The organism is Paenarthrobacter sp. C1 (assembly GCF_049315185.1).
In the GTDB taxonomy this organism is placed as follows: Bacteria; Actinomycetota; Actinomycetes; order Actinomycetales; family Micrococcaceae; genus Arthrobacter; species Arthrobacter nicotinovorans.
Map to the genome: position 1 here is coordinate 3,030,074 of NZ_CP186052.1, position 26,330 is coordinate 3,056,403.

Below are 26,330 nucleotides of genomic sequence, written 5' to 3' on the forward strand. Positions count from 1 at the left end.
AAGGGCGCCGCTGGTAGCGGCGCCCTTTTGTCATGTGGGCGTGTTACTGGTTACTTCCGGCCAATGAACCAGTCCTGAAGCTTCCGAAGCCGTGCCTGCAGTTGCTCCTCGTTGGCCTGGGCAACAGCCGGACCGCCGCAAACCTCGCGCAGCTTGGTGTGGACCACCCCGTGCGGCGTCCCTGTCCGGGCAGCCCACGCGGCAACGTTCTTGGCCAGCTCATTGCGCAGGTCCATGAGCATCCGGTGGTCCGGAATCGCCGGCGAAGCCGCAGCAGCCAGTGGCGACTGCCGCTTCTTGCGCGACTGCTGCTCGTGCTGGCGCTGCCGGAGCAACGTTCCCACCTGCTCGGCATCAAGGAGTCCTGGGATGCCGAGGAAGTCCAGTTCCTCGTCGGAGCCGATGTCCGCCCCGGTACCGAACTCGCCACCATCGAACAGGACACGGTCGAAGGACGCTTGGGAGTCCAACGCCTCAAATTTGCCCTTGGTGAGCTCGTCGGAAGCTTTGTCTTCGCGGTTGGCCTCGGCCATCAGGTTTTCTTCGGGACTGAAAAGTCCGTCCTCGTCCTTTTCAGGGCGGTCCAGCGCATGGTCGCGCTCGGCCTCCATGGTGTTGGCGAGAATCATCAAGGGCGGTACCGACGGCAGGAAGACCGACGCCGTTTCGCCCCTTTTGCGCGCACGGACAAAACGTCCGACAGCCTGGGCAAAGAACAAGGGGGTCGAGGTAGAGGTGGCGTAGACGCCCACGGAGAGGCGGGGTACGTCAACACCTTCGGACACCATGCGCACGGCGACCATCCAGCGCTTGTCCCCTGCGGAGAACTCCTCGATCTTGCTCGATGCCTTGGAGTCGTCCGAGAGAATCACTGTGGGCGATTGGCCGGTGATTTTCTTCAACTGGCCGGCGTAGGCGCGGGCGTCATCGTGGTCCGTGGCTATCACCAGGCCACCGGCGTCAGGCACTGTTCGACGGACTTCGCTGAGGCGCTTGTCCGCAGCTGCCAGGACGGCGGGAATCCATTCCCCGGTGGGATTCAGAGCTGTGCGCCAAGCCTGTGAGGTGATGTCCTTGGTGACTGCTGCCTCGCCCAAGGAAGCCGCCATTTCGTCCCCGGCACTGGTTCGCCACCGCATCTGGCCGGAGTAGGCCATGAACAGGACGGGGCGCACGACGTGGTCCCGCAGTGCGTTGCCATAGCCGTACGTGTAATCGGCCTTGGATCTGCGGATCCCGTCCCGGTCCTCGGCGTATTCGACGAAAGGAATGGGTGAGGTGTCGGAACGGAAAGGCGTACCCGTCAAGGACAGACGCCGGGCGGCGGGATCGAAAGCCTCACGGAGGCCATCGCCCCACGACAGGGCTTCACCACCGTGGTGGATCTCATCAAGGATCACCAGGGTGCGTGCGGCTTCAGTCTTGGCACGGTGCAGCATTGGTTTGCTGGCCACCTGTGCGTAAGTGACGGCAACGCCCACGAACCCCCTGCCGTGCTGGCCGTCGGAGTTCTTGAAGTTGGGATCGATGGCGATACCCACCTTGGCGGCAGCATCGGCCCACTGCCTCTTGAGGTGGTCCGTTGGCGCCACGATGGTGATGCGGTTAACCACGCCGCTGTCCAGCAGCGTGGTCGCAATCCGCAGGGCGAAGGTGGTCTTACCTGCACCGGGCGTCGCCACGGCCAGGAAGTCCTTCGGGTTGCGGGTCATGTACAGGTCAAGTGCCTCCTGCTGCCAGGCGCGCAGCTTGGGAGCCGTTCCCCAAGCTGCGCGCTCCGGATACGCGGGAGGCAGTGAAGGACCACCAAAAAGTGTTTCTGTCATGCTGACTCCCCCGGCCTCACGGCAGTTGCGGTTGCCTCAGGCTTTTCGGGCACGCAAAAGCGGACCGGAAAGCGGTGACGTTCAGAAGGGGACTGTGTTTTCTTCCCACCCACTACTTGGAGTTGCCCGGGCCGCCGTTGTTTCCACCGTCATTGCCGGGACGGAGGCCTTCGTAAATCTCCTTGCACTCCGGGCAGACCGGGAACTTCTGCGGATCGCGGCCCGGCGTCCAGACTTTGCCGCACAAGGCAATCACGGGCTCGCCGGTCAGGGCCGACTCCATGATCTTTTCCTTGCGGACGTAGTGGGAGAACCGCTCGCGGTCGCCGGGCTCCACTTCCTGGCGTGTTTCTTCACGCTCAATGGTGGAAGTGGACGTTCCGGCTCCGGAAAGCTCGCGCATGGGGTCGTTTTCGAATGGATCCGGAGGAAGCGTAGTCATGCCAAACATCTTACCGTCTACAGGCCCTGCCACTCCGGCTTGTTGTCGTAGGTGTGCCGGTAGTAATCAGCCAGTTTCAGTGATGAAGCTGCCGCTTCATCCACCAGGATGGTGGCGTGGGGATGCATCTGCAGGATCGATGCCGCGCAAATCGCAGCCACCGGGCCTTCCACGAAATCCCGGACCGCCTGGGCTTTTTGGGCGCCCGTGGCCACCAGGACCACGTGCTTGGCGTCCATAATGGTCCCCAGCCCCTGGGTCACCACGTGGTGCGGGACGTCGTCGATGCTGTCGAAGAAGCGGGCGTTGTCTTTGCGCGTCTGCTCAATCAGGGTTTTGATCCGTGTCCTCGAGGCAAGGGATGAGCCAGGCTCATTGAACCCGATATGCCCGTCAGTGCCCACGCCCAGGATCTGGAGATCCACGCCTCCGACGGCCTTAATGGCGTCCTCGTAGTCCTGGCATGCTGCTTCAAGGTCTTCGGCGGCACCATCGGGGCCGTGGACGTTCTCCGGTTTGATGTTCACCCTGTTGGTAAATTCACGCCGGATTACTTCCCGGTAAGACTCAGGATGTCCAGCCTCAAGGCCAACATATTCGTCCAGGGCGAAGCCGTGGGCCTGGCTGAAGTCCAGGCCCCCGGCTTCGTAGCGGCTGGCCAATTCGTCATAGATGGGCAAAGGAGATGATCCCGTGGCAAGCCCCAGCACGGCATTCGGCTTTCGCCGCACCAATGCCTCGATGGCATCGGCAGCAAGCGCACCGATCTGCTTGGTGCCCGGGAGAATGACAACTTCCATCGTCATGGCCTTTCTTTCTGAGGATCATCTTCTGTCACAGAGGTTATCCCATGTCCCATCTATAGGCCACGGCAATCACGGTTATTACGGAATCAGCGGTTAACGCTGAGCTCGGCAAACATCTCCGGTCCGCGCGCGTCGAGCCACTTCCCCCCGAGGCGAACGCCCACCACGAAAAGAGCCAGGCCCAGCAAAGGACCAACCGCGAGATTGATCCAACCTGCTTCAGGACCGCCGCTGAAGGCCTGGACGGCCACCAAGGCGAGTTCCGGAATGAGGAGCAGAGCCAGGACTGCCATCCCGGCTCCCTGGACAAGCAATGTCTGGGCAACGTTTCCCGGAGGCTTCTTGAAGGGGCTGTCGCCAGGCAAGGGTACGGCAATGTTATACCGGGCCGAGATCACCGAGGAGAGTCCCAGCCCCGTGAGCAGCGTTCCGAGCGACAATCCCAAAAGGTTGGGCAGCCACTGCCAGTCCCCGGTGAGGAACAACGGTCCCACGGTAAAGACCAGCACCACGGGAAGTGAAATGACCAGGCATGCCAAGGCGCGGCCCAACCGGTCATCGATTCCCCGGACACCCGCGGCCAGGTGCAACGCGAAAGCGGTGTTGTCGTAGGAAACATCTGCACAGATGGACCAGGCCATGGTGAAAGCCGTCAACGGTCCAAGAATCATGAACAACCCGTAGCTGCCGCTCTGCGAACTGCCGAAGAAGAAGAGGACGGGGAACAGCGGAACGATGACCAACGATGCCGCATACCTCGGATCCTTCATCCAATAGACCAAGGCACGCGCCATAACCGCACCCGTAGGAGTGCCGGGAAGCGTGCCGAAGAGACCAAGCTTCCCGCCCTTCCGGGCTGAGCCTCCCGAGTAGGTGGGAGTCACCAGCGCGCGCCGAAGAAGCAAGTGCCAGCACAGCAGCAGTGCGCCGATGGTGGCCAGCGCAATCAAAACCTTCAGTCCGGCGGCTGCCCACTCCCCTGCTTCGAGGTCCCCGCCGAGCGACCACGCTGCACCGAGGGGTGTCCACGACAGGGTACGGGCGAGCCCGGGAAGGTAATCCGAAGTGTTGCGGACACCCTCTACGATTCCCATCATGATGGGTCCCAGCAGGACCAGGGGGATGAAAACGATGATGCTGCTGATGTCCTTGAACCGGCGTGAGGCCGAAAGGCCGGCGGTAGCCGTAGTCACCACCTTTGACAACACGATGCAGGTCAGGGCTCCCAGGACGGCACCCAGCAAGGCGCCCACCACAGACGGAGCGCTCCGCCACCAGGTCCCTACCGTTCCCAGGGCCGCTATCAACGTTGCCAGGCCGGGGATGCCAATGAATCCAGCAAGAGCCAAACCGGTCAGGAGCTGCCGGGACGGGATCGCGAACGTGGTGAAACGTGCGGGATCCAGTGTCATGTCGGCTGCGGACGCTACCAGAGGGATGATCGCCCAGCCCAGGACAGTGGCCACTCCACCCAATACCACCACGGTGTGGGCGATCTCCGGATCGGCCCACCGCAGCGCTATAAGGCCTCCAACAAGGAGGACCAGCATTCCCAAGGCGTAGAGCAATCCCAACGCCATACCGACCAACTGCCATGGGCTCCGCTTGAACCCGTTAAGAAGCAGGCGCCACTTCAGGCTTAGAAGGTGCGCAACCATTCCAGCCCCTCCGTCCGGTGTCCGCCGCCTACCAACTGGACGAAGCGTTCCTCCAGGGTCGAACCGTTGCGGACCTCATCAACAGAGCCTGCGGCCAGGACCCGGCCACCGGCAACTACCGCGACGTGGCTGCACATGCGCTGCACGAGATCCATCACGTGGCTCGAGACGATGACAGTGCCCCCGGACGCTACATAGCTTTCCAGGATGCCCCGGATGTTGGCCGCCGACACCGGATCCACCGACTCGAACGGCTCGTCCAGCACCAGCAGCCGCGGCGCATGGATCAGCGCCGATGCCAAGGCAATCTTCTTGGTCATGCCGGCCGAGTAGTCGACCACAAGGGAGCCGGCATCGGCTTCGAGGTCAAGGGCCGCCAACAGCTCCGAAACCCTCGTGCCCACTACGTCACGATCCATGCCCCGCAGGAGGCCGGAATATGTGACCAATTGTTCGCCGGTCAGGCGGTCGAACAGGCGGACGCCATCGGGCAGGACGCCCATGAGCTTCTTGGCGGCCAGTGGTTGGGCCCAGACATCGACTCCGTGGACCAATGCGGTGCCGAAGTCAGGACGCAGCAAGCCTGTGGCCATGGACAGCGTGGTGGTCTTGCCGGCCCCATTGGGTCCGACCATTCCGTAGAACGAGCCCGCCGGTACTTCCAGACTGACTCCGTCGACGGCGATCTTCTCGCCGAATCTCTTGGCCAGCCCCCTGATGGACAGGGCAGCCAAGGGCGGCTCACCTGGTGTCTGCGGCGGTTGCGCCGGCCGCGTTGATGCAGCGGCGTCGGGCGTGGAAGCCGCGGGCGGGGACTCGGATGCCTGGGCGGGCGTGGATATGGGCATGGATTCATGGCGTGGTTCCGTCATGTGACCAGCCTAACCTCGTGGGCAGAGGCGCGCCGGGGTTCTAGAAGCCGTGGCGGGGCACGGCCCGCTGGTACTGCGGAACCCAGGGCAGATCGTAGCCAAGCCCGTAGGCAGCCCGGAGCCACCAATGCGGATCGCGGAGCGCCGCACGCGCCATGAATACGGCATCGGCCCTGCCGTTGGCCACGATGTCCTCCACTTGGGTTGGACTTGTCAGCAGCCCCACCGCGGCGGTGGGCACACCGGCGTCGCGCTTTACCTGCTCGGCGAACCCGGCCTGGTAGCCGGGTACCGCGCGGATCTTCTGATGCGCAACCGCCCCTCCGCTGGAGACATCCACCAGGTCAACGCCCCGTTCTGCCGCAGCGCGTGCCAGCCTGGTCGAGTCTCCCACCTCCACGCCGCCGTCGGCCCAGTCGGAGGCCGAGATGCGCAGGAGAAGAGGCATCGAATCGGGAATGACTTCCCGGACAGCCTCCACCACTGTGAGCATGAGCCGGTTCCGGCCCTCCTCGTTTCCACCCCAGCGGTCCGTACGGGTGTTGATGAGCGGGCTCTGGAACTGATGCAGAAGATACCCATGGGCGCCGTGGATTTCGACAGTGTCGAAGCCAACGGCCACAGCCCGGGCGGCCGCTGCGGCAAAGTCGGACACGACACCCTGGATGTCCTCTTCGCTCATGGCCGCCGGCGCCGCATAGCCGTCATAGGCCTGGTTCGTTGGACCGACTGTCGACCAGCCGCCGTCGTCCGCCGGGACCGAACCCGAACGTTCCGCGAACGGCCAGTAAGTGGAGGCCTTCCGCCCTGCGTGCGCGAGCTGGGCACCGATCCTGCAGTCCACGGCGCCGTGCCTGTGCACGAACTGCACGATCCGTTCCCAAGCGGCAGCCTGTTCATCCGAATAGAGGCCGGCATCCAACGGGCTGATCCTGCCCACCGGGTTGACAGCCGCCGCCTCACTCATGATCAGCGCAGCGCCTCCGGCGGCGAAGGAACCCAAGTGCATCAGGTGCCAGTCGTTCGGAACCCCCTCACCAGTCTCCGGATGGCAGCTGTACTGGCACATCGGCGAGACCCAACCCCGGTGCGGGATGGTCAGCGAACGCAAGGTGAGCGGAGAAAACAGCGCCGATCCCACTAGAAGAGGACCCTCGCCAATCCCTGCCGGGCCTTGGCCACGCGGTCGTCCTTTATTCCCACAACCTCGAAGAGCTCCAAGAGCCGCAGACGGGCAGTCTCCCGCTCGGGACCGAAGTTCCTGCCGATGAAGCTGATGATCCGGTTGAAGCCGTCCTCGATGTGGCCACCTGAGATGTCAAGGTCAGCGACGCCCAGTTGCGCCTCGACATCATCGGGCTCCTGGGCGGCACGGTCGCGGAGGGCTTCTGCCTCGGGGGCGGTGAGTTTCTCCAGCCTTGCCATCAACTCAACCTGTGCCAGGCCTGCTTTTGCCTCAGCATCAGCCGGCTGTTCAAGGAGCGCCTGCTTGTAGGCCGCTGCAGCGGCGTCGTAGTCACCGGCTTCGATGGCATCGACGGCGGCCTGGTGCAGCGGCGGGAGCGGTGCGGGTTCGGCATCGTCAGCCTGCGCGGCGTCGCCGATGCTTCCGGTGACACCATTCGCGGCGGCCACTTTGAGCAGTTCATCGACGAGGTTCCGGATTTGGGCGTCATCCGCCGGGCCTTGGAACAACGGAACAGGCTGGCCTTTGATCACGGCGACGGCAGTCGGGACGGCTTCTACCTGGAAGGCCTGGGCCAGTTGAGGGAAGGCATCTACGTCAGCGGCGGCAAGCACCAGCCGTCCGCCATAGCTTTCAACGACCTGCTGGGCAGTGTCCAGGACAGCGGGCGATTCGGGGGCGTACCGGGACCAGAGAAGGAACAGTACGGGAATCTGGGCGGACAACTGCACCAGATCCTGGAAGTTTGTTTCTGTTGCATCCACACGGAGCGGGGCTTTGCCGGCCTCACCCCCTTGGGGTGTCTCCCCGTCCGCGGGGGCAGGAGGCCCCTGTGGCGGGGTCGGGCGGCGCAACGACGAGAGGTCGACGGCGCCGCGCAGGTTGAGCTGGCTGGCAGCGGCTGGAGTGGGTCGGTATCCGGGCGAACTCATACCGTCCACTCTAGCCGCTGCCTACCTGCTGGTCGGGCTACTTGAAGCTGGCTCCAACCAGACCGCGGGTAGCGGCCACGAGCTTCATGGGATCGGATGATCCCGCAGGCGGGATGTACACGGCCACGGACTCGGCGAAGTTCAGGACCATGCCGGTGGTGGTTTCCTTGCCGCCGGCGAATACGGCGGAGTCGTCCTCAAGCAGGAGCTTGTCGCCCGCCGCCTTGGGAGTTCCCTCGAACGCGAAGTCCAGGCGTCCCACTACCAGTGCTCCCCCGTCAGCGGTCTTCAGCACCACAGTCTGGTTTGGCACCGGAGTGTGGGTGAACTTGAAGTTGGCGCTGGTGCCGTTCTTCACGGTGTCCGCCTGGTAGGCAAGGGCCCCGGCGATATACGGGGACGACTGGCCATCGGCGAGCTTGCTCCGGTTTGGCGAATCCGGGTTCGTCAGCATCTCACTCAGGATTTCCAACGCTTGGTTGCCGCTGTAGGCCAGGCCGGTGCTGTCGCTGGCAGGCACTGGCGTAGTGCCCTTGCGGGCCACCGGGAAGGACGGGAAGTTGGTGCCCGGCTGGAGTGGCGCGGTGCCCCACAGCTTGTAGTTCTCACGCGGAGAAAGCTGAACGAGCGTGAGGACCTGCGGAACGACGTTTCCTTCACCCTGGGTCAGGGCATAGACGGTCCTGGGCCAGTCCTTCTTGGTGCTGATGACGCTGCTCTCGAGCTTGGTGGCCCGGACAGGCATGCGCGGTTCGTACGCCGAAACGGTGGACCGGATCTTGTAGTTCTGGGTGCGGATCTGGAGTTCCATTTTGTCGACGCGCGGGGCCAGTTTGGCAGCATCCTTCGCGGCATCGGCTGCGTCCACAGTGCTGGCTACCTGCTCCAGGATGCGCTGGAGCTGCGATTCGAGCATCACCGGTGTTCCGCCGTCGCCCTCAGCTGGTGAGGAAGCCGACGCGGTGGAGGTGGCATTCGGTGAGGTGGTGGCTTGGGCGGCCACAGCGGACCCGCCGACCATGACGGCGGCCAAGGCGGCTGCGACGGCAGTGACGCGCAACGCCGGACCTTCGACTCCACCAGTACGACGGCGGGCCTCATCGCCGGTGGGCGACTGTACGGGCAGGGTGGTGGTTGCTTCGCCACCCTGCGGCCCGTCTCCTTCGCCGTCTTTACGACGACTGCCCAGAGCCTTGGCAATGAACGGCAGCGCCGCGCCAACCAGAATGATGATGATGCCCAGAACAATCAGGGGCACAGCCCAAGGGGTGGTTTCCTTGTTCGGGAAGGTCATGGAGATGGCAGACGGGGCAGGCTTGGTTCCGTCGGCAGCCACCAGCAAGGACCACTCGCCGTCAGCGGGCGGGTTCCACGTGTATTCGTAATCGCCGCTCGCGTCTTCAGTGCTGACCCAGAGATCGGAACCTGCCGGGGACGGCGCAGTGGCCTCACCATCGGCGGATGTCGCTTCGAGTGACTTCTGGTCTGCCGAGACGCCGGTCAGCGTGGTGTGGGCGGTCTTACCTACCCAGGCGTTGACGTCGTCGGGGCGGCCAGTGGCAATCATGTAGTTGCCTTCGCCCTGGATCTTGATCTTCACCGGCCCCTCATGCAGGTCAATGAGTTTTTGATCGATCACGGTCAGCGGGGCAGCTTTGGTATCGCTGGGAACCGAAGCCGTCACCGTCTCAGCGGGGGCCCAGAAAGTCAGCTGGCCAATGCCGGCCAACATCGTCAGCAGGCCCAGCAGCACCAGCAAGGCTGCAGTCTTCAAACGCACAGGATCACCTATCATCAGCGGTCGTTGAACTTCAAGGGTAACCGTTTTGTTATCAAGGAGTCAGATCGGGGTGATCCCGGCGACACCCGAAAAAGCCTGCCGTGGCGCCGCTGTGGCCCGATTCCGCGGTCCTGATAGTGTGGCGATGATCATGATATCCGGGCCCATAACTGCCTGAATTGACCCTGCACCACCAACGAAAAGGCTGTACAAGCGCGTGAAAGACCACATGGAGTCCCGTCCCGACGATGAGCCCGGGTCAGCCGCGGTGAACGCGTCATCGGACGCGCCGTCAGCCTCGGTTCCCGTCCGGACCGGGCGGCTCGCCGCCATCAGCCGCAGGCTCAGGCAGCCCATCCCCGGCGCGCGCACCCGTGTCCGCTTCGAGATGCCGCCGGAAGACGACGGAACGGGCGATCAGGACGGCTTCCGCCCGGAAGACGATCACGGCTTTGGCGCGCCCGGCCCCCGGATGTCGTCGCAGCACCCTCTTTACGTCGGTTTCATGGGAACGGCTGGCGTGGGAGTCGCCCTTGCGGTGTTCTATATCGCAAGCAACACCACCCAGCTGATCCTGTGGATCGTGGCCGCCCTCTTCATTGCGTTGGGCCTTGACCCCGTGGTGCGCTGGCTGGAGTCCCACAAAGTACCGCGCCCGGCAGGCATCCTGATCTCTGTCTCCGCCCTGGTACTTGCTGTTGCCGGCTTCTTTGCGACCCTGATTCCCACCATCGTTGAGCAGGTGTCCGAAATCGTGCGGCAGGCCCCGGATTGGATCCGCGGCTTCCTCGACTCGGACTTCTTCCGCAACGTGGACAGCCAGTTCGGCGTTCGCGACCGGATCACCACCGAACTGGACAAGTTCGTCAAGGACCCCGAAGCCATGGGCGGCATCTTTGGCGGTGTTGTTGGTTTCGGTTCAACCGTGGCCAACGGCCTCTTCGGTTCCCTCATTGTCCTGGTCCTAAGCCTGTACTTCCTGGCAGCCCTGCCCTCCATGAAGAAATGGGCCTACCGGCTGGCACCCCGTTCCCGCCGCCCACGCGTGGAAGCGTTGTCCGAAGCCATCACGGATTCCGTGGGCAACTACGTGATCGGCCAGGCCTGCGTCGCCCTCTTGAACGCCATCTTCGCCTTCATCGTGATGACCATCCTGGGGATTCCCTTCAGCGTCCTGCTGGCATTCGTCGTGGCGCTGCTCGCCTTTATCCCGCTCGTGGGCGGCATGATCGCCGCCGTCGTTGTAATCCTCGTGGCCCTCACCGCAGGGTGGCAGACGGCCGTTGTCTACGCGATCGCCTATTTCGCCTACCTCCAGTTCGAGGCCTACTTCATCTCGCCGCGCATCATGCAGCGCGCAGTCGCAGTGCCGGGCGCGGTGGCCGTCATCTCCGTTATTGCCGGCGGCAGTTTGCTGGGCGTCCTGGGCGCACTGATTGCCATTCCCACCGCGGCCGCCATCATGCTGCTCATCAAGGAAGTCTTCATTGTCCGCCAGGACCGGCACTGACGGTCGTGATGTGCCCATGAAGAAGCCCCTGAACCGTTTGGTTCAGGGGCTTCTTCATGTCCGGGATGTTCGCCACGAACCAGCCGGATCAGGCACTCGCCACAGGATCAGGCATTGGCCACCAGATCAGGCATTGGCCACCGACCCCGCCCACACACGCGGCAGTCCCTGGGCGCCGGCACCCGCCGGCGTGACGTCGTCGACGATCTCATCAAGGACGCGCGCCGCGTACTTTTCGCCCACCCAAAGGTGCTTGGCTCCGTCGACGCCAACAACCCGGGCCTGCGGCACCAGGCTGAACCGGCCGGCAGCCTCTTCCGGCTGCAGGTAGTCATCATGCTCAGGCACCAGGACCGTCAGCGGCTTGCCGGACTCCGCCCATTCCTTGAGGTGCACATCCGTGGCCCGATGCAGCGGCGGGGACAACAGAACCGCGCCTTCGATCCGGCTTGCCACCGGCTCCACCGCTCCATACATCAGCGCCAGTTCCGTCCCGAAAGACCACCCCACCAGCCAGCGGTTCGGCAGGCCGCGTTCGACGGCGAAACGCACAGCCGCCTCAACGTCGTACCGCTCACCTACGCCTTCTTCGAACTGTCCCTCACTTGTCCCGCGCGGAGATGATGTGCCACGGGTGTTGAAGCGAAGCACCGCGACGCCAGCCAAGGCAGGAAGCCTGTAGGAAGCCTTGCGGTAGACGTGGGAATCCATGAAGCCACCGTGCGTCGGCAACGGATGCAGCGTTATCAGCGTGGCCGTGATCTCCCCTGATTCCGGCAGGGCGAGCTCGCCCAGCAGGACCTTGCCGTCCTCGGTGGTGAATTCCACATTCTCGCGTTTGGCGGGAAGAACCGTTGAGGCACGGATCTCCGATGGCGCGTCCTGTGGGGTGAAAACGAACGAGGCGGGATCGAAAGTCATGCATCCAAGCCTAAGCGCATCAGCGGTAGCGGTACGTCCGGGTAGTCCAGCAATTGGTGTGCCAGTGGCGGCGCTCAGCCAACCCCGCGGCCTGGCCGAAGAGGTGGTTGTCGGACCACACCACCAGGTGGGCGATTCCCGGCAGGATCGCCGTTGAACAACCCGGGCAGATGTACTGCTTTTCCGCCTTCCTGGCCGTCATGGTCCGCACCATCCAGTCACCATCCGGAGCACTTTCGCGCCGGGCGATCCCCGCCCGGGCCCGCTCAAGATCGAGCTCCGGCACCGGTTCCGCCCATTTGCCTCCTCCACTGCCGGGACGTGGGCCGGACGCGTTGCGGCGGGGACGGTTGGAGCGGGGCATACCTCCATTCTGCCCCAGGCAACCGGGCATACGCGGTAATGTGGGGCGGGTGCGACTCGTCATAGCCCGTTGTTCTGTTGATTACGTTGGCCGCCTGAAGGCCCACCTCCCCCTCGCCACCCGGCTATTGCTGGTCAAGGCGGACGGCTCGGTGCTGGTGCACTCCGACGGCGGCTCCTACAAGCCGCTGAACTGGATGAGCCCGCCTGCCACACTGCGGGTGACCACCCCCGAGGAAACCGAGGTGGAAGAGGGAGTAGTGGAGCAATGGACGGTGCAGTCAGCCAAGACCGATGACCGCCTCATCATCAATATCTACGAACAACTCCACGACACCTCTCATGACCTGGGCACCGACCCGGGACTGATCAAGGATGGAGTCGAAGCGGACCTGCAGCGCCTCCTGGCCGAACAGATCGAGACCCTCGGTGCCGGTTACTCGCTGATCCGCCGCGAATACTTCACGGCGATCGGCCCCGTGGACATCCTTGCCCGCGACGCCTCCGGCGCCACAGTCGCCGTCGAACTCAAACGCCGCGGCGACATCGACGGCGTTGAGCAGCTCACCCGGTACCTGGAATTGCTCAACCGGGATCCTTTGCTGGCACCGGTCCGTGGCATTTTCGCCGCCCAGCAGATCAAGCCGCAGGCGAAAGTCCTCGCCAATGACCGCGGCATCGATTGCGTGACGCTCGATTATGACGCCATGCGCGGTGTGGATGACAGCGAGTCCCGCCTCTTCTGAGGACGCCTCGGGCTGAGTGTGCCCCGGGCCACTAGAATCGGAACATGACTGCCGCAACCCGTTTTGCCACATCGTCCGCGCCAAGCCATCAGATCATCAAAGGAACGCTGGTCAGCGACGGCGAGGTGGTGGAAGACGGCCTGCTGGCCATCGACGGGGACCGGATTGCCTACGCCGGTCCTGCCGATGCCTTTGACCAGGAAACCTTCGAAGGTTTCGAAGGGGCCATCCGCCTGGGAGTTCCCAGCGGCAGCTACCTCATTCCCGGCCTGGTTGACGTCCACTGCCACGGCGGCAACGGCGGCGACTTTCCGAGCGGCGCGGAAGTGGCGGCCCGCAAGGCCATCGAGTTCCTGCACCGTTCGGGAACCACCACGTTCCTTGCCAGCATGGTCACCGCTCCACGGGAGGACCTCCTGCGTGGCATCGAGCTTTTCGTGAAGCTCGCAGAGGAAGGGTTGGTCGCCGGAATCCATCTCGAGGGTCCGTTCCTCTCCCACGCGCGCTGCGGAGCCCAGAACCCGGACTACCTGCTCGAGCCGGACCTGGAACTCATGGATGAGTTGGTGGCCGCTGCGGCCGGCAAGCTCGCCACCATGACATACGCCCCGGAACTCCCCGGCGCGGCCGCACTGGTGGACCTCATGACTTCCCATGGCGTGACGCCTTCCTTGGGGCACACGGACTGTGACGACGCCACCGCCACGGCGTCGTTGGCCGCCGCCCGCGAAGGGCTTGAGTCAGCAGGTTTCGACGGCGTGAGTTCACTCCCGACCGTCACCCACCTTTTCAATGGGATGCCTCCGATGCATCACCGCGCGCCAGGACCCGTGGCTGCGTGCCTTCGCATGGCGCAGGAGGGCAAAGCCGTGGTCGAACTGATCGCCGATGGGACGCATCTGGACCCCAGCATGGTGGCCACCGTCTTCCAGCTGGTCGGTGCGGCCAACGTTGTCCTGGTGACCGACTCCATGGCGGCGGCCGGCCTTTCCGACGGCAGTTACATGCTTGGCCCGTCCCCGGTCACGGTCAGCAGCGGCGTAGCCACGCTCGATGCCACCGGTTCGATCGCGGGGGGCACCGCTACGCTCCTGGACGTTGTCCGCAAAACGGTGGCCGCCGGCGTCGCCCTTCCTGATGTCGTCTGTTCCGCCACCGCAGTGCCGGCCGCGGTCCTGGGCCTTTCGGATGAAATTGGCGGGCTGCGGCGCGGACTGCGTGCCGATGTTGTTGTCACCAATGAGGACCTTGAACTGACCCGTGTGATGCGCAACGGGCAATGGTTGTCTTAGAGAAGTCAGGGGTAATTGCAGGCAACCATGCGTTACCTTCTTTTTACCTAAATTTTTCTCAAATACGCCTAAAGACCGTTGACCTCCGGCAGAGCACATGAAAGTGTTGTAGCAGTCTTTGTGTAGGTGGTTTTCATGCTCGCAAGACGAGTTGCGAGCGTGAAGCTCCTGCGAATCCGACCAGGTCCGCCTGGGAGGAATTCAGGTCTTCTCGCGGAGTAACAAGGCCGGTACGAAGTGTATCGGACTGAAGTTCCATAATGAGGAGATATACATGGCACTGGGAACCGTAAAGTGGTTCAACGCTGAAAAGGGCTTCGGCTTCATCACCCCGGACGACTCGGATGGGGACGTTTTCGTTCACTACTCCGAGATCCAGACCGGTGGTTTCAAGACCCTCGATGAGAACCAGCGCGTTCAGTTCGAGATCGGCCAGGGCGCCAAGGGCCCCCAGGCCACCGGCGTTACCGTCGTCTAGTCTTAACCGTTGATTTCTGCTTCCCGCAGAAACGACAAACAGGTTGGCCCTGGCTTTCGAGCCGGGGCCAACCTGTTTAAATCCGGGTTCAACGGCATAAGGCAGTTCAATAGCCCGCCGCCGGGTCCCATTACGACAGTGACTGTTACTAAACGTGAAGAAAGCGAAGAAAGGGCAACGATAAAAGGATTGACAATTCAACCAACCAATGTCCGGAGCAGCCTGGCGGAATGTCGAACCGACAGCCCGGGAAGGTATGCCCGGCTGAGTGCCCGTCCCATTGCGGGCAGGTGCAGCGGGTCCTGGTAGTACATGTACAGCGTCCGGTACTCGGGTTGGAATCGTGACTTAAAGGACGCAAGGGACCGAAACCCATAAACGGGCTCCAAGGCCTGACCCACGACATCCAGCAGACCCGCCAGGCCTTTGGCCTGCTGTTCGATCTCACCCTTTTCCCGGGCAAGCGGCGAGCCCGACAGGGAGATGACTTCCACTGAATCGCGCAAGTGGAGGACAGCCGAGGCGATGAGGAATTCCATCACCCCGGGGAAGGCATCGCCGCGCCGTCGCATGAAGTCCAGAGTCCAGCTGACGATCTTCCCGTCTTCGAAAACCGGCAGCCAACTGGTTACGCCATGGACATGGCCGGCGTCATCCACCGCTACGCCGCAGAGGACCTCATCGTCCTCGAGCTCATCCAGGCCTCCCAATGTGAAGCCCATTTCCGGGATCTTCTTTTGGGCCGCCCATTCCTCGGACACCTCACTGATCTGCGTGCGTATGCCATTGGGCAGCTCAGAGAACCTGCTCCAGCGTGCCGTAATGCCCAACTTCGCCGCTCGGTTCAGGGAGGTCCGGACGTTCTGCCATTCCTTGCCGCGGAATTCCAAGCCCCGGATCCGCAAACGGGTTTCCTGGGCGACCGCCACCCGGCGGAAGCCCCGCGCCTCCAGCATGGGCCACAGCTCATCGGTACAGGAGTAAAGGCAGGGGATCAGCGCGTGCTGCGAGCAGTACTCCAGGAAGCCGCCGGCTGTTTCCACATGTTTCCCGGCCGGCCCGAACGGACCCGCCATCGTCAGGGCCACGTGCCCGTGTTGCTGGTAGGCCACTCCCCCGGTCCCGTCCGGTGCAAACCAGTACTTGTTCGGCTCCCACAGCGCCATCCACGACAATGAGTCGCCCCCGGACTTCACTAGGTGACGGGCCTGCCAACGCGCCTCGTGGTCACGGCCTCCCGTATGGTTCCCTCGGATGAAAAGGACCCATACCCCAACCAGCGCGACCAGCCAGAAGACAGTGCCGGAATAGGAGAACAGGAACACTTCCAGCACGTCACGCTCGGCGAAGACCTTCCGGTAAGCCCCCGGAAGCGGAACAGGAAGATATTGCCTGGCAAGCTCCGAAGCCAAGCCGAGGAGGCCACCGTCCCGTGACATGCCCCCGGAGGAAAACCACACGATGCAATAGGCGAGACCAAGCCCGGCGCCGGTCAGGCCAACAGACCAGAACACCCTGCGCCGGAGACGGTGCGCGGAGACAACACGGAAGTGTCCCCGATAGGCGAACAACAGCACAGCGAGAATCAGGGGCACCAGCACCAGCGGGATGAGGTGCACTACGGCCGAGCTCATCATCCCTGAATGCGGACGGCCCTGTGGCCTTGGGATGGTGGCAAAAAGTCCCAGGTAGATGGCCGAAAGCACAACCACGAGCACCTGCACGCCTACCGCGATGCCCAGCGCGAGACGGCGTCCGCGCCTCATCCCGTCAGCGCAGATCAGCAGGAGCACCACAGGCACCACGGCCAACGCCAGTCCGAAGGGACCTGTGTAGCCTTGGCGTCCCAGCTCCAAACAGGAGACATCGATGCTGCCCCCGCAGTTGCTCTCAAGCTGGCCCAGTGTAGGTATCGGATTGAGGATGACATCCCGGAGCAAGGCCAACGGACCCGAAGGGCTTTTCGCAGCCGCGGTCACGATAGGACCCACCGCAAAAATTGCCATCGTCAGAGACAGCAGGTTCCGGACTTCCCTGCCTGTGGACCTGTGCAGGTGGAGATGCCCCTGGCTGCTTTGGGTCCACCAGCCCGCCGCCAAACCGATCAAGGCTCCGAGGAAGCCCACCACCGTTTCCGCGTGGCCCACGTACAACACAAGGAGCAAGGAAATTGACAGCACCACTGTCCGCAGGCGTCGTTGCCACAGCATGGGAAGGAGCGCGCTGGCCGCCAAACACGTGGACAGGACTGCTGCATAGGGTCCGATCAGCCGGGTTTCGGCCATCCGGGCCAGCCAATCGTCGTCGAAGGCTTGCGCGACCTGCGTGACCAACAGAAATGCCGACACACTGGCAAACTGGCTACCGAAAAATACAGCCGCGGTCTTGAACGAGCCGAAGCGCCGTTCGGCAAGCCCTAGAAGGAAGACGATCATCAGGACAGCAGTGACGTAAGCCAAGGGGTTGGTCGTGAAGAAGAGCGAGGTCCAAATCGACCACCACTCACCCGATTTGAGACCAGCCAGGCTGACGCCTGCCACCCGCAGCCAGGTGTCCGGAGGCCCCGTGACGAAGCTGCCGGAGATGATGGATAGCGCCACAAACAGCGCCAGGACGCCGACGGTGAAAGGGGTGCGCCGGACGTGCTGCGCGGCCTGCCGCAATGCAGGCAAGATGACCCCTCTGACAGCAAGGCTCACTTGCGCAGCCCCCAACGCGTGGCGAGGAAGTCCAGGCCACCCGGCATTCCGCGCACTACGGCGTCCCAGGAATGACCAGCGTTCCGGATGGTGTGCTCTTCGGTTTGGAAACCGGCGCTTGCGGCACTTTGGGCCAGTTCGTGCATGTAATTGGTGAACTCGTTGTCCGTTGCGCCGGCGGCGAAGTACACACCGCTGCCGGCAAAGGTGCGCTCCCCCATCAACGCCAAAGGCGTCCGGGATTCAAAAGCCGCGACGTCGCCGTCGAACGAGTCCGCAATGGTCTTGTTGCGGTCCTTGGCGAGGGCAGGCTCACGCTCCGCCGAGAAAGCCAGTACCGATGGAAAAATGTCCGGGTGTGCCGTGCCCATTTGCAGCGCACACGTCCCGCCGAAGGAGAATCCGCCCACAGCCCACTGCTTGTGGTCCGCGGAAACGTCAAGGTTCTCGGAAATCCAGGCTGGAACGTCCTTCGAAAGGTATGTGTCTGCAGGGGCTATCCGGCTGTCCATGCACATGGTGTTGGCGCTGCCGGACCCGTTGGGATCCACCACCACGGTTACCGGTGAAATGCCCTGATGGGCTTCAGCGAACCGGTCCATTTGTGCCCGCAGCTGACCGCCCGTCAACCAGTCCGCAGGGCCACCGGGTTGACCGGAAAAAAGGACCAGCACGGGAAGGACAGGCCGAGGGGTGGTCTGATATGCCGGCGGAAAGTAGATATACGCTTCGCGGGCACTGAAGCCCGACACAGATCCGGGAATCGCGGCCTTACGCAGAATGCCGTTGGACGGCATGGACTCAGGTGCCTTCCATGCCGAAGCCAAGGGACCGGGAGTGGAACCGGGAGAACGCTTGAGGCTCTGCTCCAGCGGTTGGATGCGTGCAACAGCGGTGCCCAGGAGGTCGGCCACCGTATTGTTCAACCCGAAATACAGATTAACTTGGACAGCGCTGAGCAAGATGACCCCAAGCATAGCCAGGGTACTGAACCCGCGACCCTTCCAGGAATTACGCGGAAAACGTGCGGCACAGAGCAGGACGGCCGCAACTGCCGGGACGGACCAGGCCACCGTCTCGAACGGGAGGTTCTCTGAAAACGCGGCCAGCACGTCCACGAGGATCCAGTGGACCAAAGTCACCAGGCCGATGGAAGCCAACAGGGAGGCGGGAACAAGTAAAAACCAGGACCGCTTCCGCCGCCACAGCAGGTAGGCTGCCCCTGCCACGCCGCAAACGATGCTGAACCACAGAAACGGGCCACTGACGAGGCTGACGTCCAACAGGAAGTCCATAACGCCTAACGCCAGGTTCCGACGCCGATAACCGGCCCGGCCTCCAGCCAGGAGGACAGCCCGGCATAGGCATCAAAGTTCATCGCAAGCATGAACTTCTTGCCTTCGTACTGCAGTTCAACCACTACGACCCCGGGCTGGACTTTGACGAGCTCGTCCTCAGTCGGTTGGCGGCGCCCGAGGAGCTCCAGTGAACTGCGTTTGAACTTATGTTTGGGCACCACACTCAGCGACATCAGGCGGAACCACTCGAGATCATTGTCCTGATAACGACAAACCCCCATCTGCCAGCTGTTTCCAGCCGTGCAAATGGAGGCGTCGATCGTGCCGAGGGCGCGCCGCAGATTGAAGCGGCGCACCCCCAAAAGGCACAGTGAAATGATCAGCAACGTGAACGCTGTTGCCAAGGCGATGAACGGAATGAGGGAATCGTCCATCAAGGTCGTGCTATCGGATCCCCGCTGTAGCCGCTTCGCCCAGTTTGGCGTTGTCAGCAACAATGACCACGCGATCGTTGTCCACGGAGAAGAACCCACCGTCAACAACTACAGCGATCCGGTCACCGGAAACCGGCTGGATTGCCAGCTCGCCCTCGGCCATGATGGCCAAAAGGGGCGAGTGGCCCGGCAGGATTCCGATTTCACCATCGCTGGTGCGGGCCTTCACCATCTTGGCCGCTCCGGACCACACGAAGTGGTCCGCCGCGACAATCTCAACCTCGAGCTCAGCCATACTACTTGGTCTGTTCCTGGATCTTGGCCCAGTTGCGCTCGACGTCATCCAGGCCGCCGACGTTGAAGAACGCCTGCTCTGCGATGTGGTCCAGCTCGCCGTCGCAGATGGCGGTGAAGCCTTCGACGGTGTCCTTGATGGACACGGTGGAGCCTTCGACGCCGGTGAACTGCTTGGCGGTGTAGGTGTTCTGGGAGAGGAACTGCTGGATACGGCGTGCACGCGACACGACGATCTTGTCCTCTTCCGACAGTTCGTCAACACCGAGGATGGCGATGATGTCCTGGAGTTCCTTGTTCTTCTGCAGGATCTGCTTAACACGGACAGCCGTGTTGTAGTGGTCCTTGCCGATGTACTGAGGATCCAGGATACGGGAGGTCGACGTCAGCGGGTCAACGGCCGGGTACAGACCACGGGAGGCGATTTCACGGGAAAGTTCCGTGGTCGCGTCGAGGTGTGCGAAGGTCGTGGCCGGAGCCGGGTCGGTGTAGTCATCAGCCGGCACGTAGATGGCCTGCATCGACGTGATGGAGTGACCCTTGGTGGAGGTGATGCGCTCCTGGAGCAGACCCATCTCATCAGCAAGGTTCGGCTGGTAGCCCACGGCGGACGGCATACGGCCGAGCAGCGTGGAAACTTCCGAACCTGCCTGCGTGAAGCGGAAGATGTTGTCGATGAAGAGCAGCACGTCCTGGTTCTGGACATCGCGGAAGTATTCCGCCATTGTGAGCGCGGACAGGGCCACGCGCAGACGCGTTCCCGGCGGCTCATCCATCTGGCCGAAGACAAGGGCGGTGTCCTTGAGGACGCCGGCCTCTTCCATTTCAACCCAGAGGTCGTTACCTTCACGGGTACGCTCGCCGACACCGGCGAATACGGAAGTACCACCGAAGTTGCGGGCAACACGGGTGATCATTTCCTGGATCAGAACGGTCTTGCCCACGCCGGCGCCGCCGAAGAGGCCGATCTTTCCACCCTTGATGTACGGGGTGAGAAGGTCGATGACCTTGATGCCGGTCTCGAGCATCTCCGTGGAGCCCTCGAGGGAAGCAAAGCTCGGAGCCTTGCGGTGGATCGGCCAGTAAGCGTCGGCCTTGATCTCGGACTCTTCAACGTCCAGCGGCTTGCCGAGTACGTTGAAGATGTGGCCCTTGACGCCGTCGCCAACGGGCACGGAGATCGGAGCGCCGGAGTCCTGGACGGTGGTGCCGCGGACGAGTCCGTCGGTAGCCTGCAGGGAGATGGCGCGGACGAGGTTGTCACCCAGGTGCTGGGAGGTCTCGAACGTGATGGTCTTGGTCTGACCGTTGAGAGTAATCTCGGTGGTCAGAGCGTTGTAAATCGAGGGGATTGCGTCAGCCGGGAATTCGACGTCGACAACCGGACCAATAACACGGGCAATGCGGCCGGTGGCACCGGCCGTTGCTACGTGTTCGGTAGCAGTGGCAGTCATCTCTCTCACTTCACTCAGTAGATGGCGTGGGTTAAGTTTATCTGTTTGTTGCAGGTGCGGCTTCGAGCCGAATCCGTTGCAGGCTAGGACGCGAGAGCGTCGGCGCCGGCCACGATTTCGGAAAGCTCCTGCGTAATCTCGGCCTGGCGGGCCGTGTTGCGAAGGCGCGTGTACTTCTTGATCAGATCCGTCGCGTTGTCACCGGCCGACTTCATTGCACGCTGGCGGGCTGCGAGCTCGGAAGCTGCTGCCTGCAGCATGGCTGCGAAGATGCGGGACTCGATGTAACGCGGAAGCAGTGCGTCAAGCACCTGCTCTGTTTCCGGTTCAAACTCGTACAACGGCAACAGCTCGGACTCCGAGGTTGCTTCCTCTTCGACGACCTCCAGCGGAAGCAGACGGATAACCGTCGGTTCCTGCGTCACCATGGACTTGAAGCGGGTGTAGACAACGTGGATTTCATCCACGCCACCCTCTTCGAAATCAGTGGAGAAGTCTTCGAGAAGTGCAGCTCCGACTTCCTGCGCGGTTTCGAATTCCGGTGCGTCCGTGCCACCGGTCCATACGCGGGCGTAGGACCGATTGCGGAAATCGAAGTACGCCTGAGCCTTGCGGCCAACCAGGTACGCCTTGACTTCCTTGCCTTCTGCGTGAAGAAGCTCGAAGAGACCTTCAGCCTGCTTGAGCACGCTCGCCGAGTAGGATCCTGCAAGGCCACGGTCCGATGTAACGATCAGGACTGCGGCGCGGCGGATCTGCTCCGGTTCGGTGGTCAGCGGGTGGTCGATTTCGCTCTGAGTTGCGACAGCAGAAACGGCGCGGGTAATCGCGTTCGCGTAAGGCAGTGAAGCTGCTACGCGGGCGCGGGCCTTACCGATGCGCGAGGTAGCGATCAGTTCCATCGCCTTGAAGATCTTGCGCATCGACGTCGTCGAGCTGATCTTCTGACGGTAGACCCGAATCTGGGCTCCCATACTTATCCTTTCCTAAGTTCCCGATGTGCTGCCCTGCCGGGGCCCTTGCGGACCCCGGCAGAGCAGGTTATCGAAACTAGCGCTTCTGCTTGACGATCTTTTCCTGGTCGACGTCGCCGCCGGAGATCGCTGCGTGCTCTTCGTGGCCAGCGCCAACCAAGTGGTTGTCGCCTTCGCCGAAGAAGCCCTTCTTGAAGGACACAATGGCTTCCTTCAAAGCTGCAGCGGTGTCGTCATCCAGGACGTTGGTCTGTGCCAGCGTGGTCAGGATGGAGGACTTGTGCGTGAGGTGCTCCAGGAACTCGGACTCGAAGCGGCTGATGTCCTCAACCGGAACGTCGTCCAAGTAGCCGTTGGTGCCGGCCCAGATGGAAACAACCTGATTCTCGACAGGGAACGGCGAGTACTGGCCCTGCTTCAGCAGTTCCATGAGGCGTGCACCACGGGTCAACTGCTGACGGGAAGCAGCATCCAGGTCCGAGGCGAACATGGCGAATGCCTGCATGTCGCGGTACTGGGCCAGGTCCAGCTTCAAGGTACCGGAGACCTTCTTCATGGACTTGACCTGTGCAGCGCCACCAACGCGGGAGACGGACACACCAACGTCAACAGCGGGGCGCTGGTTGGCGTTGAAGAGGTCCGACTGGAGGAAGATCTGACCATCGGTAATGGAGATCACGTTGGTCGGGATGTAAGCGGAGACGTCGTTTGCCTTGGTCTCGACGATCGGAAGACCGGTCATCGAACCTGCACCGAGCTCGTCGGAGAGCTTGGCACAACGCTCCAGCAGACGGGAGTGCAAGTAGAAAACGTCACCCGGGTATGCTTCGCGTCCCGGCGGACGACGCAGCAGAAGGGACACGGCGCGGTAGGCTTCGGCCTGCTTGGACAGGTCATCGAAGATCACCAGAACGTGCTTGCCGCCGTACATCCAGTGCTGGCCGATGGCCGAACCTGCATACGGCGCCAGGTACTTGAAGCCAGCAGGGTCGGACGCCGGGGACGCCACGATGGTGGTGTACTCCAGCGCGCCGTGGTCCTCGAGGGTCTGGCGGACGGCTGCGATGGTGGAAGCCTTCTGGCCAACACCGACGTAGACACAGCGAACCTGCTTGGTGACATCTCCGGAAGCCCAGTTGGCCTTCTGGTTGATGATGGTGTCGACGGCGATGGCCGTCTTACCGGTCTGGCGGTCACCGATGATCAGCTGACGCTGGCCACGGCCGATCGGGATCATGGCGTCGATAGCCTTGAGGCCGGTCTGCATCGGTTCGTGAACCGACTTGCGTTCGGTGACGCCCGGAGCCTGGAGTTCCAGTGCACGGGTGGCCTCGGCCTTGATCTCGCCGAGGTCGTCGATCGGCTGGCCCAAGGGGTCGACAACGCGACCCAGGAAGGCATCGCCAACCGGAACGGACAGGATTTCACCGGTGCGGTGAACTTCCTGGCCTTCTTCAATACCGGTGAAGTCACCGAGGATAATGACACCGATCTCGCGGACGTCAAGGTTCTGGGCCAGGCCCAGCGTGCCATCTTCGAAGCGAAGCAGCTCGTTCGCCATGACCGAGGGAAGACCCTCAACACGGGCGATGCCGTCACTTGCGGTGGTCACACGACCAACCTCTACGCGCTCTGCGTTACCGGGTTCGTAGGACGCCGCGAACTCGTTCAACGCATTACGGACGTCGTCGGCGTTGATGGTCAATTCGGCCATCTGCAGTCCCTGCTCTCCTGTTTTCGTGATCATCGTTGCTCACGATGACCGGGTTTTATATCAGTTAAGTTGTGCTTTGTCTTCGCTAGCCAGCGAGCTGACGGCGGAGTTCGCTGAGGCGGGCAACTACCGAAGCGTCGAGCACTTCGTCACCTACCTGGACACGGATTCCACCGATCAGTGCGGGGTCAACATTTACGTTGACCTTCAGTTCGCGGCTGTACAGGGCGTCAAGTCCGGTCTGCAGACGGCTGGCCTGCGTTTCCGTCAACGGACGGGTAACGCTGACAGTTGCAATCCAGCGCTGCTGACGCTTGGCTGCAAGCTTGGCGAATGACTCGACGAGCTTGCTCGGCTTGACACCGCGCGGCTGCGTAACTGCCTGGCTGATGAGAACCTTGGCTTCCTCGCTGCTGCCAGGAACAAGCTTCTCGGCCAATGCAATCTTCGCCGCGGGCGATGCCTGCGGCTCAGACAGAGCACGTTGTACTTCGTGGCTGGAGGCGACGGCCTGGTTGAAGGCAAACAGATCGTTTTCCAGCTCTTCCAGCCCCGTGATACCGGAGGCAGAAACGGCCGACTTGTTTTCAGCTACGGCAATGACCACCGTGGCGGCAAGCGTCTCGAGTGCATCGCCGATATCGCGGGCCGATGCCCAGCGTGAGCCGGCCAATCCACCTGCAATCTCAGCAGCATCAGCGGAGACTTTTCCGCCAACCAGCTGCTTGACCAGCGCCGACTTTTCGTCTCCTGAACGGGACGGGTCAGTCAGGGCGCGGCGCAAGCCAGCCGAGCTGTCCACCGTTCCCAGGATTCCGAAGAGGTCCTTAGCCAACTGCAGCGAAGCGAAGGGAAGCTTGGCTTCCAACTGCGCCAGCGCTGTGGTCAGCGATTCGCTCGATATACCTGCCATTATTTAGCTGCACCTGCGCTCTGGGTCTCCAGATCTGCCAGGAAGCGGTCCACGACGCGGGCGGCGCGCTCGTCGTCGGTGAGTGCTTCACCAACGATGCGGCCGGCCAGGGTGGTGGCCAGGGTGCCGACCTCGGAACGAAGCGAGACAACAGCTGCCTGGCGCTCCGATTCGATGGCGGCGTGTGCCTGCTCGGTGATGCGTGCAGACTCCGCTGCAGCCTTGGCCTTCAGGTCCGCGAGGATCTGGGCGCCTTCGGCGCGTGCTTCTTCGCGGATGCGGTTGGCCTCGGCCCGGGCGTCGGTGAGCTGCTGCTTGTATTCTTCAAGTGCAGCAGATGCCTCAGCCTGGGCCTTCTCAGCCTTGGCGATACCGCCTTCGATGGCTTCCGCCCGCTCTGCGAACGTCTTCTCGAACATCGGGACAACAAACTTGACCACGATGAACATGAGAACGGCAAAGCTGATTAGGACAACGCCCATTTCCCAAAGGTTGGGAGTGAGGGGGCTGACCTCTTCGCCCTCTGTGGCGGCTGAGATGATCAGCTGATTCATATTTCACCCGTCGTTTTCTACTCGGTTCTGGATGTTCGCTCGTTATGAAGTCTGGCTAGAGAACGAGCGCGAAGACCAGGCCGAGAATGGCGAGGGCTTCAGTCAGGGCGAGGCCCAAGAACGCGATGGGCTGCAGGACGCGCTGAGCTTCCGGCTGGCGTGCAACACCGTTGATGTATGCGGCGAACACGAGGCCAACACCGATACCACCGCCGATTGCGGACAGACCGTAACCTACGAGGTTGAGAGTGCCTTCCATTTTTCTTCCTTTCAAGATGCCAGCTCTGTGGCAGGTTGTTTGGGTTGCTTCATCCCCGCTGCGGGGGAAGTTGAGGGTGCCTAGTGGCTATCGGCGTGAAGCGCGCCTTCAATGTAGATAGCCGTCAACAGCGTAAAAACGTATGCCTGCAGCACCATAATCAGCGCCTCCAGCATGTACATGGCAATCGCGCCGACAAGGATCAACACCGATGTGCCCTGGAGCAGGATGTTCTCCTGGGAGATCAGGAATTCGATACCCGCGCCAGCGATCATGACGATCAGGTGTCCTGCCAGCATGGTTGCGAACAGACGAAGGCTGTGCGTAACGGGGCGGACGAGGAAGTTGGAGATGATCTCGATCGGAATGATCAGCGGCAGGATGTATGCCGGAACTCCAGAAGGAACCGTGGCCAACTTGAAGTAGCGCAGACCGTTCTTCTTGATGCCAATGGCAATCCACGTGATGTAGACGATGGCTGCCATCACATAGGTACCGCCTACGTGAGAGAAGGTAGGAAGCTGAATGTACGGAATTGCTCCGTAAATGTTGTTCACCAGGATGAAGAAGAACAAACTGAACAGCAGCGGGACGTACTTCATGAAGTCCCTGCCACCGATGATGTCCTTGGCGATGCTGTTCCTCACGAAGCCGTAGGCCATCTCGCCTGCGAACTGCAGCTTGCCAGGAACCAGCTGCTGCTTACGTGCAGCTATCACAAAGAAGGTAGCAATGATGACGACCGAAAGGATCACCAGCAGCATCTGCTTCGAGAATCCTTCTGCCGCACCCCACGGCAGGATTGCCGGCAAATGCATTTCGTTAATACCAGGAGGGGCAAACTCTCCTGAGTCTTTGGCCGGGAGCGCAAGCGCGATCAACGCGTTTCCTCTCTGCAGTGTCCATCATTGGGCGTTTGGTGGGT

Annotated in this window: 25 protein-coding genes; 4 read left to right on the forward strand and 21 right to left on the reverse strand. The window is 62.3% G+C overall.

The features are described from left to right. Window positions 1-50: 50 nt before the first annotated feature. The 8 genes from ACNAOU_RS14205 to ACNAOU_RS14240 form a co-directional block, all read right to left on the reverse strand. Entirely contained in the window at window positions 51-1,826 is a 1,776-nt protein-coding gene (locus ACNAOU_RS14205) for a DEAD/DEAH box helicase (RefSeq protein ID WP_018776324.1), read from the reverse strand. 112 nt (window positions 1,827-1,938) lie between these two features. Next, window positions 1,939-2,277 (reverse strand): DUF3039 domain-containing protein, encoded by a 339-nt coding sequence (locus tag ACNAOU_RS14210; protein WP_018776325.1) that lies wholly within the window; start codon window positions 2,275-2,277, stop codon window positions 1,939-1,941. A gap of 8 nt (window positions 2,278-2,285) precedes the next feature. Beyond that, a complete protein-coding gene (nagB, locus tag ACNAOU_RS14215) occupies window positions 2,286-3,068 on the reverse strand; it encodes a glucosamine-6-phosphate deaminase (protein ID WP_026266923.1) in 783 nt (260 codons plus the stop codon). Window positions 3,069-3,160: 92 nt separating this feature from the next. Beyond that, complete coding sequence (locus ACNAOU_RS14220; RefSeq protein ID WP_026266924.1) at window positions 3,161-4,732, reverse strand: hypothetical protein; 1,572 nt, start codon at window positions 4,730-4,732, stop codon at window positions 3,161-3,163. Then, window positions 4,714-5,604, reverse strand: coding sequence for an ABC transporter ATP-binding protein (locus ACNAOU_RS14225; RefSeq protein ID WP_039242033.1), 891 nt, complete (start codon window positions 5,602-5,604; stop codon window positions 4,714-4,716). The genes ACNAOU_RS14220 and ACNAOU_RS14225 overlap by 19 nt, the downstream gene beginning before the upstream one ends. Window positions 5,605-5,644: 40 nt before the next feature. Further along, a complete protein-coding gene (locus ACNAOU_RS14230; RefSeq protein ID WP_039242034.1) occupies window positions 5,645-6,745 on the reverse strand; it encodes an NADH:flavin oxidoreductase/NADH oxidase in 1,101 nt (366 codons plus the stop codon). Next, on the reverse strand, window positions 6,745-7,722 hold the full coding sequence (locus ACNAOU_RS14235; protein WP_422757112.1) for a co-chaperone YbbN: 978 nt from the start codon (window positions 7,720-7,722) through the stop codon (window positions 6,745-6,747). The genes ACNAOU_RS14230 and ACNAOU_RS14235 overlap by 1 nt, the downstream gene beginning before the upstream one ends. 37 nt (window positions 7,723-7,759) lie before the next feature. After that, complete coding sequence (locus ACNAOU_RS14240) at window positions 7,760-9,517, reverse strand: hypothetical protein (protein ID WP_018776331.1); 1,758 nt, start codon at window positions 9,515-9,517, stop codon at window positions 7,760-7,762. Window positions 9,518-9,719: 202 nt separating this feature from the next. Between ACNAOU_RS14240 and ACNAOU_RS14245 the strand changes: the two genes are divergently transcribed. Then, the gene (locus tag ACNAOU_RS14245; RefSeq protein ID WP_026266926.1) at window positions 9,720-11,012 is read left to right on the forward strand and encodes an AI-2E family transporter; all 1,293 of its coding nucleotides are present in this window, start codon (window positions 9,720-9,722) and stop codon (window positions 11,010-11,012) included. A 126-nt stretch (window positions 11,013-11,138) separates the two neighbouring features. On the opposite strand, the gene ACNAOU_RS14250 is transcribed toward ACNAOU_RS14245, so the two are convergent. Together ACNAOU_RS14250 and ACNAOU_RS14255 are read right to left on the reverse strand one after the other, a co-directional pair. Next, window positions 11,139-11,933 (reverse strand): alpha/beta hydrolase, encoded by a 795-nt coding sequence (locus ACNAOU_RS14250; protein WP_416428272.1) that lies wholly within the window; start codon window positions 11,931-11,933, stop codon window positions 11,139-11,141. A 19-nt stretch (window positions 11,934-11,952) separates the two neighbouring features. Beyond that, entirely contained in the window at window positions 11,953-12,297 is a 345-nt protein-coding gene (locus tag ACNAOU_RS14255; protein ID WP_018776334.1) for a hypothetical protein, read from the reverse strand. A gap of 49 nt (window positions 12,298-12,346) precedes the next feature. Here ACNAOU_RS14255 and nucS point away from each other — a divergent pair, with 49 nt between their 5' ends. The 3 genes from nucS (at window position 12,347) to ACNAOU_RS14270 (ending at window position 14,812) form a co-directional block, all read left to right on the forward strand. Further along, window positions 12,347-13,042 carry an endonuclease NucS gene (gene nucS, locus ACNAOU_RS14260; RefSeq protein ID WP_018776335.1) on the forward strand — a complete coding sequence of 232 codons (696 nt, stop codon included), beginning with the start codon at window positions 12,347-12,349 and terminating at the stop codon, window positions 13,040-13,042. A 44-nt stretch (window positions 13,043-13,086) separates the two neighbouring features. After that, window positions 13,087-14,334 (forward strand): N-acetylglucosamine-6-phosphate deacetylase, encoded by a 1,248-nt coding sequence (nagA, locus tag ACNAOU_RS14265; RefSeq protein ID WP_422757113.1) that lies wholly within the window; start codon window positions 13,087-13,089, stop codon window positions 14,332-14,334. A gap of 274 nt (window positions 14,335-14,608) precedes the next feature. Further along, entirely contained in the window at window positions 14,609-14,812 is a 204-nt protein-coding gene (locus ACNAOU_RS14270) for a cold-shock protein (protein ID WP_018776337.1), read from the forward strand. 197 nt (window positions 14,813-15,009) lie between these two features. Here ACNAOU_RS14270 and ACNAOU_RS14275 read toward each other — a convergent pair whose 3' ends face one another. The 11 genes from ACNAOU_RS14275 to atpB form a co-directional block, all read right to left on the reverse strand. Further along, the gene (locus ACNAOU_RS14275) at window positions 15,010-17,526 is read right to left on the reverse strand and encodes a phosphatidylglycerol lysyltransferase domain-containing protein (protein WP_422757114.1); all 2,517 of its coding nucleotides are present in this window, start codon (window positions 17,524-17,526) and stop codon (window positions 15,010-15,012) included. Then, on the reverse strand, window positions 17,508-18,806 hold the full coding sequence (locus ACNAOU_RS14280; RefSeq protein WP_422757115.1) for an alpha/beta hydrolase: 1,299 nt from the start codon (window positions 18,804-18,806) through the stop codon (window positions 17,508-17,510). Before ACNAOU_RS14280 ends, ACNAOU_RS14275 begins: the two co-directional genes overlap by 19 nt. A 5-nt stretch (window positions 18,807-18,811) precedes the next feature. Continuing rightward, window positions 18,812-19,243: a DUF2550 domain-containing protein gene (locus tag ACNAOU_RS14285; RefSeq protein WP_018776340.1), complete on the reverse strand. Its 432-nt coding sequence runs from the start codon at window positions 19,241-19,243 to the stop codon at window positions 18,812-18,814. A gap of 10 nt (window positions 19,244-19,253) precedes the next feature. After that, the gene (locus ACNAOU_RS14290) at window positions 19,254-19,538 is read right to left on the reverse strand and encodes a F0F1 ATP synthase subunit epsilon (RefSeq protein ID WP_018776341.1); all 285 of its coding nucleotides are present in this window, start codon (window positions 19,536-19,538) and stop codon (window positions 19,254-19,256) included. Between the two features lies 1 nt (window position 19,539). After that, window positions 19,540-20,991 carry a F0F1 ATP synthase subunit beta gene (atpD, locus tag ACNAOU_RS14295; RefSeq protein WP_014922173.1) on the reverse strand — a complete coding sequence of 484 codons (1,452 nt, stop codon included), beginning with the start codon at window positions 20,989-20,991 and terminating at the stop codon, window positions 19,540-19,542. A gap of 83 nt (window positions 20,992-21,074) precedes the next feature. After that, window positions 21,075-21,965 (reverse strand): F0F1 ATP synthase subunit gamma, encoded by an 891-nt coding sequence (locus ACNAOU_RS14300; protein WP_018776342.1) that lies wholly within the window; start codon window positions 21,963-21,965, stop codon window positions 21,075-21,077. A gap of 76 nt (window positions 21,966-22,041) precedes the next feature. Beyond that, a complete protein-coding gene (gene atpA, locus ACNAOU_RS14305; RefSeq protein WP_011775259.1) occupies window positions 22,042-23,679 on the reverse strand; it encodes a F0F1 ATP synthase subunit alpha in 1,638 nt (545 codons plus the stop codon). Between the two features lie 85 nt (window positions 23,680-23,764). Then, window positions 23,765-24,592 (reverse strand): F0F1 ATP synthase subunit delta, encoded by an 828-nt coding sequence (locus ACNAOU_RS14310; protein ID WP_018776343.1) that lies wholly within the window; start codon window positions 24,590-24,592, stop codon window positions 23,765-23,767. Next, on the reverse strand, window positions 24,592-25,146 hold the full coding sequence (locus ACNAOU_RS14315; RefSeq protein ID WP_018776344.1) for a F0F1 ATP synthase subunit B: 555 nt from the start codon (window positions 25,144-25,146) through the stop codon (window positions 24,592-24,594). The genes ACNAOU_RS14310 and ACNAOU_RS14315 overlap by 1 nt, the downstream gene beginning before the upstream one ends. 55 nt (window positions 25,147-25,201) lie before the next feature. Next, window positions 25,202-25,405, reverse strand: a complete 204-nt coding sequence (atpE, locus tag ACNAOU_RS14320; RefSeq protein ID WP_018776345.1) for an ATP synthase F0 subunit C — start codon at window positions 25,403-25,405, stop codon at window positions 25,202-25,204. An 80-nt stretch (window positions 25,406-25,485) separates the two neighbouring features. After that, window positions 25,486-26,286 carry a F0F1 ATP synthase subunit A gene (atpB, locus tag ACNAOU_RS14325; RefSeq protein ID WP_026266929.1) on the reverse strand — a complete coding sequence of 267 codons (801 nt, stop codon included), beginning with the start codon at window positions 26,284-26,286 and terminating at the stop codon, window positions 25,486-25,488. Between the last annotated feature and the right edge of the window lie 44 nt (window positions 26,287-26,330).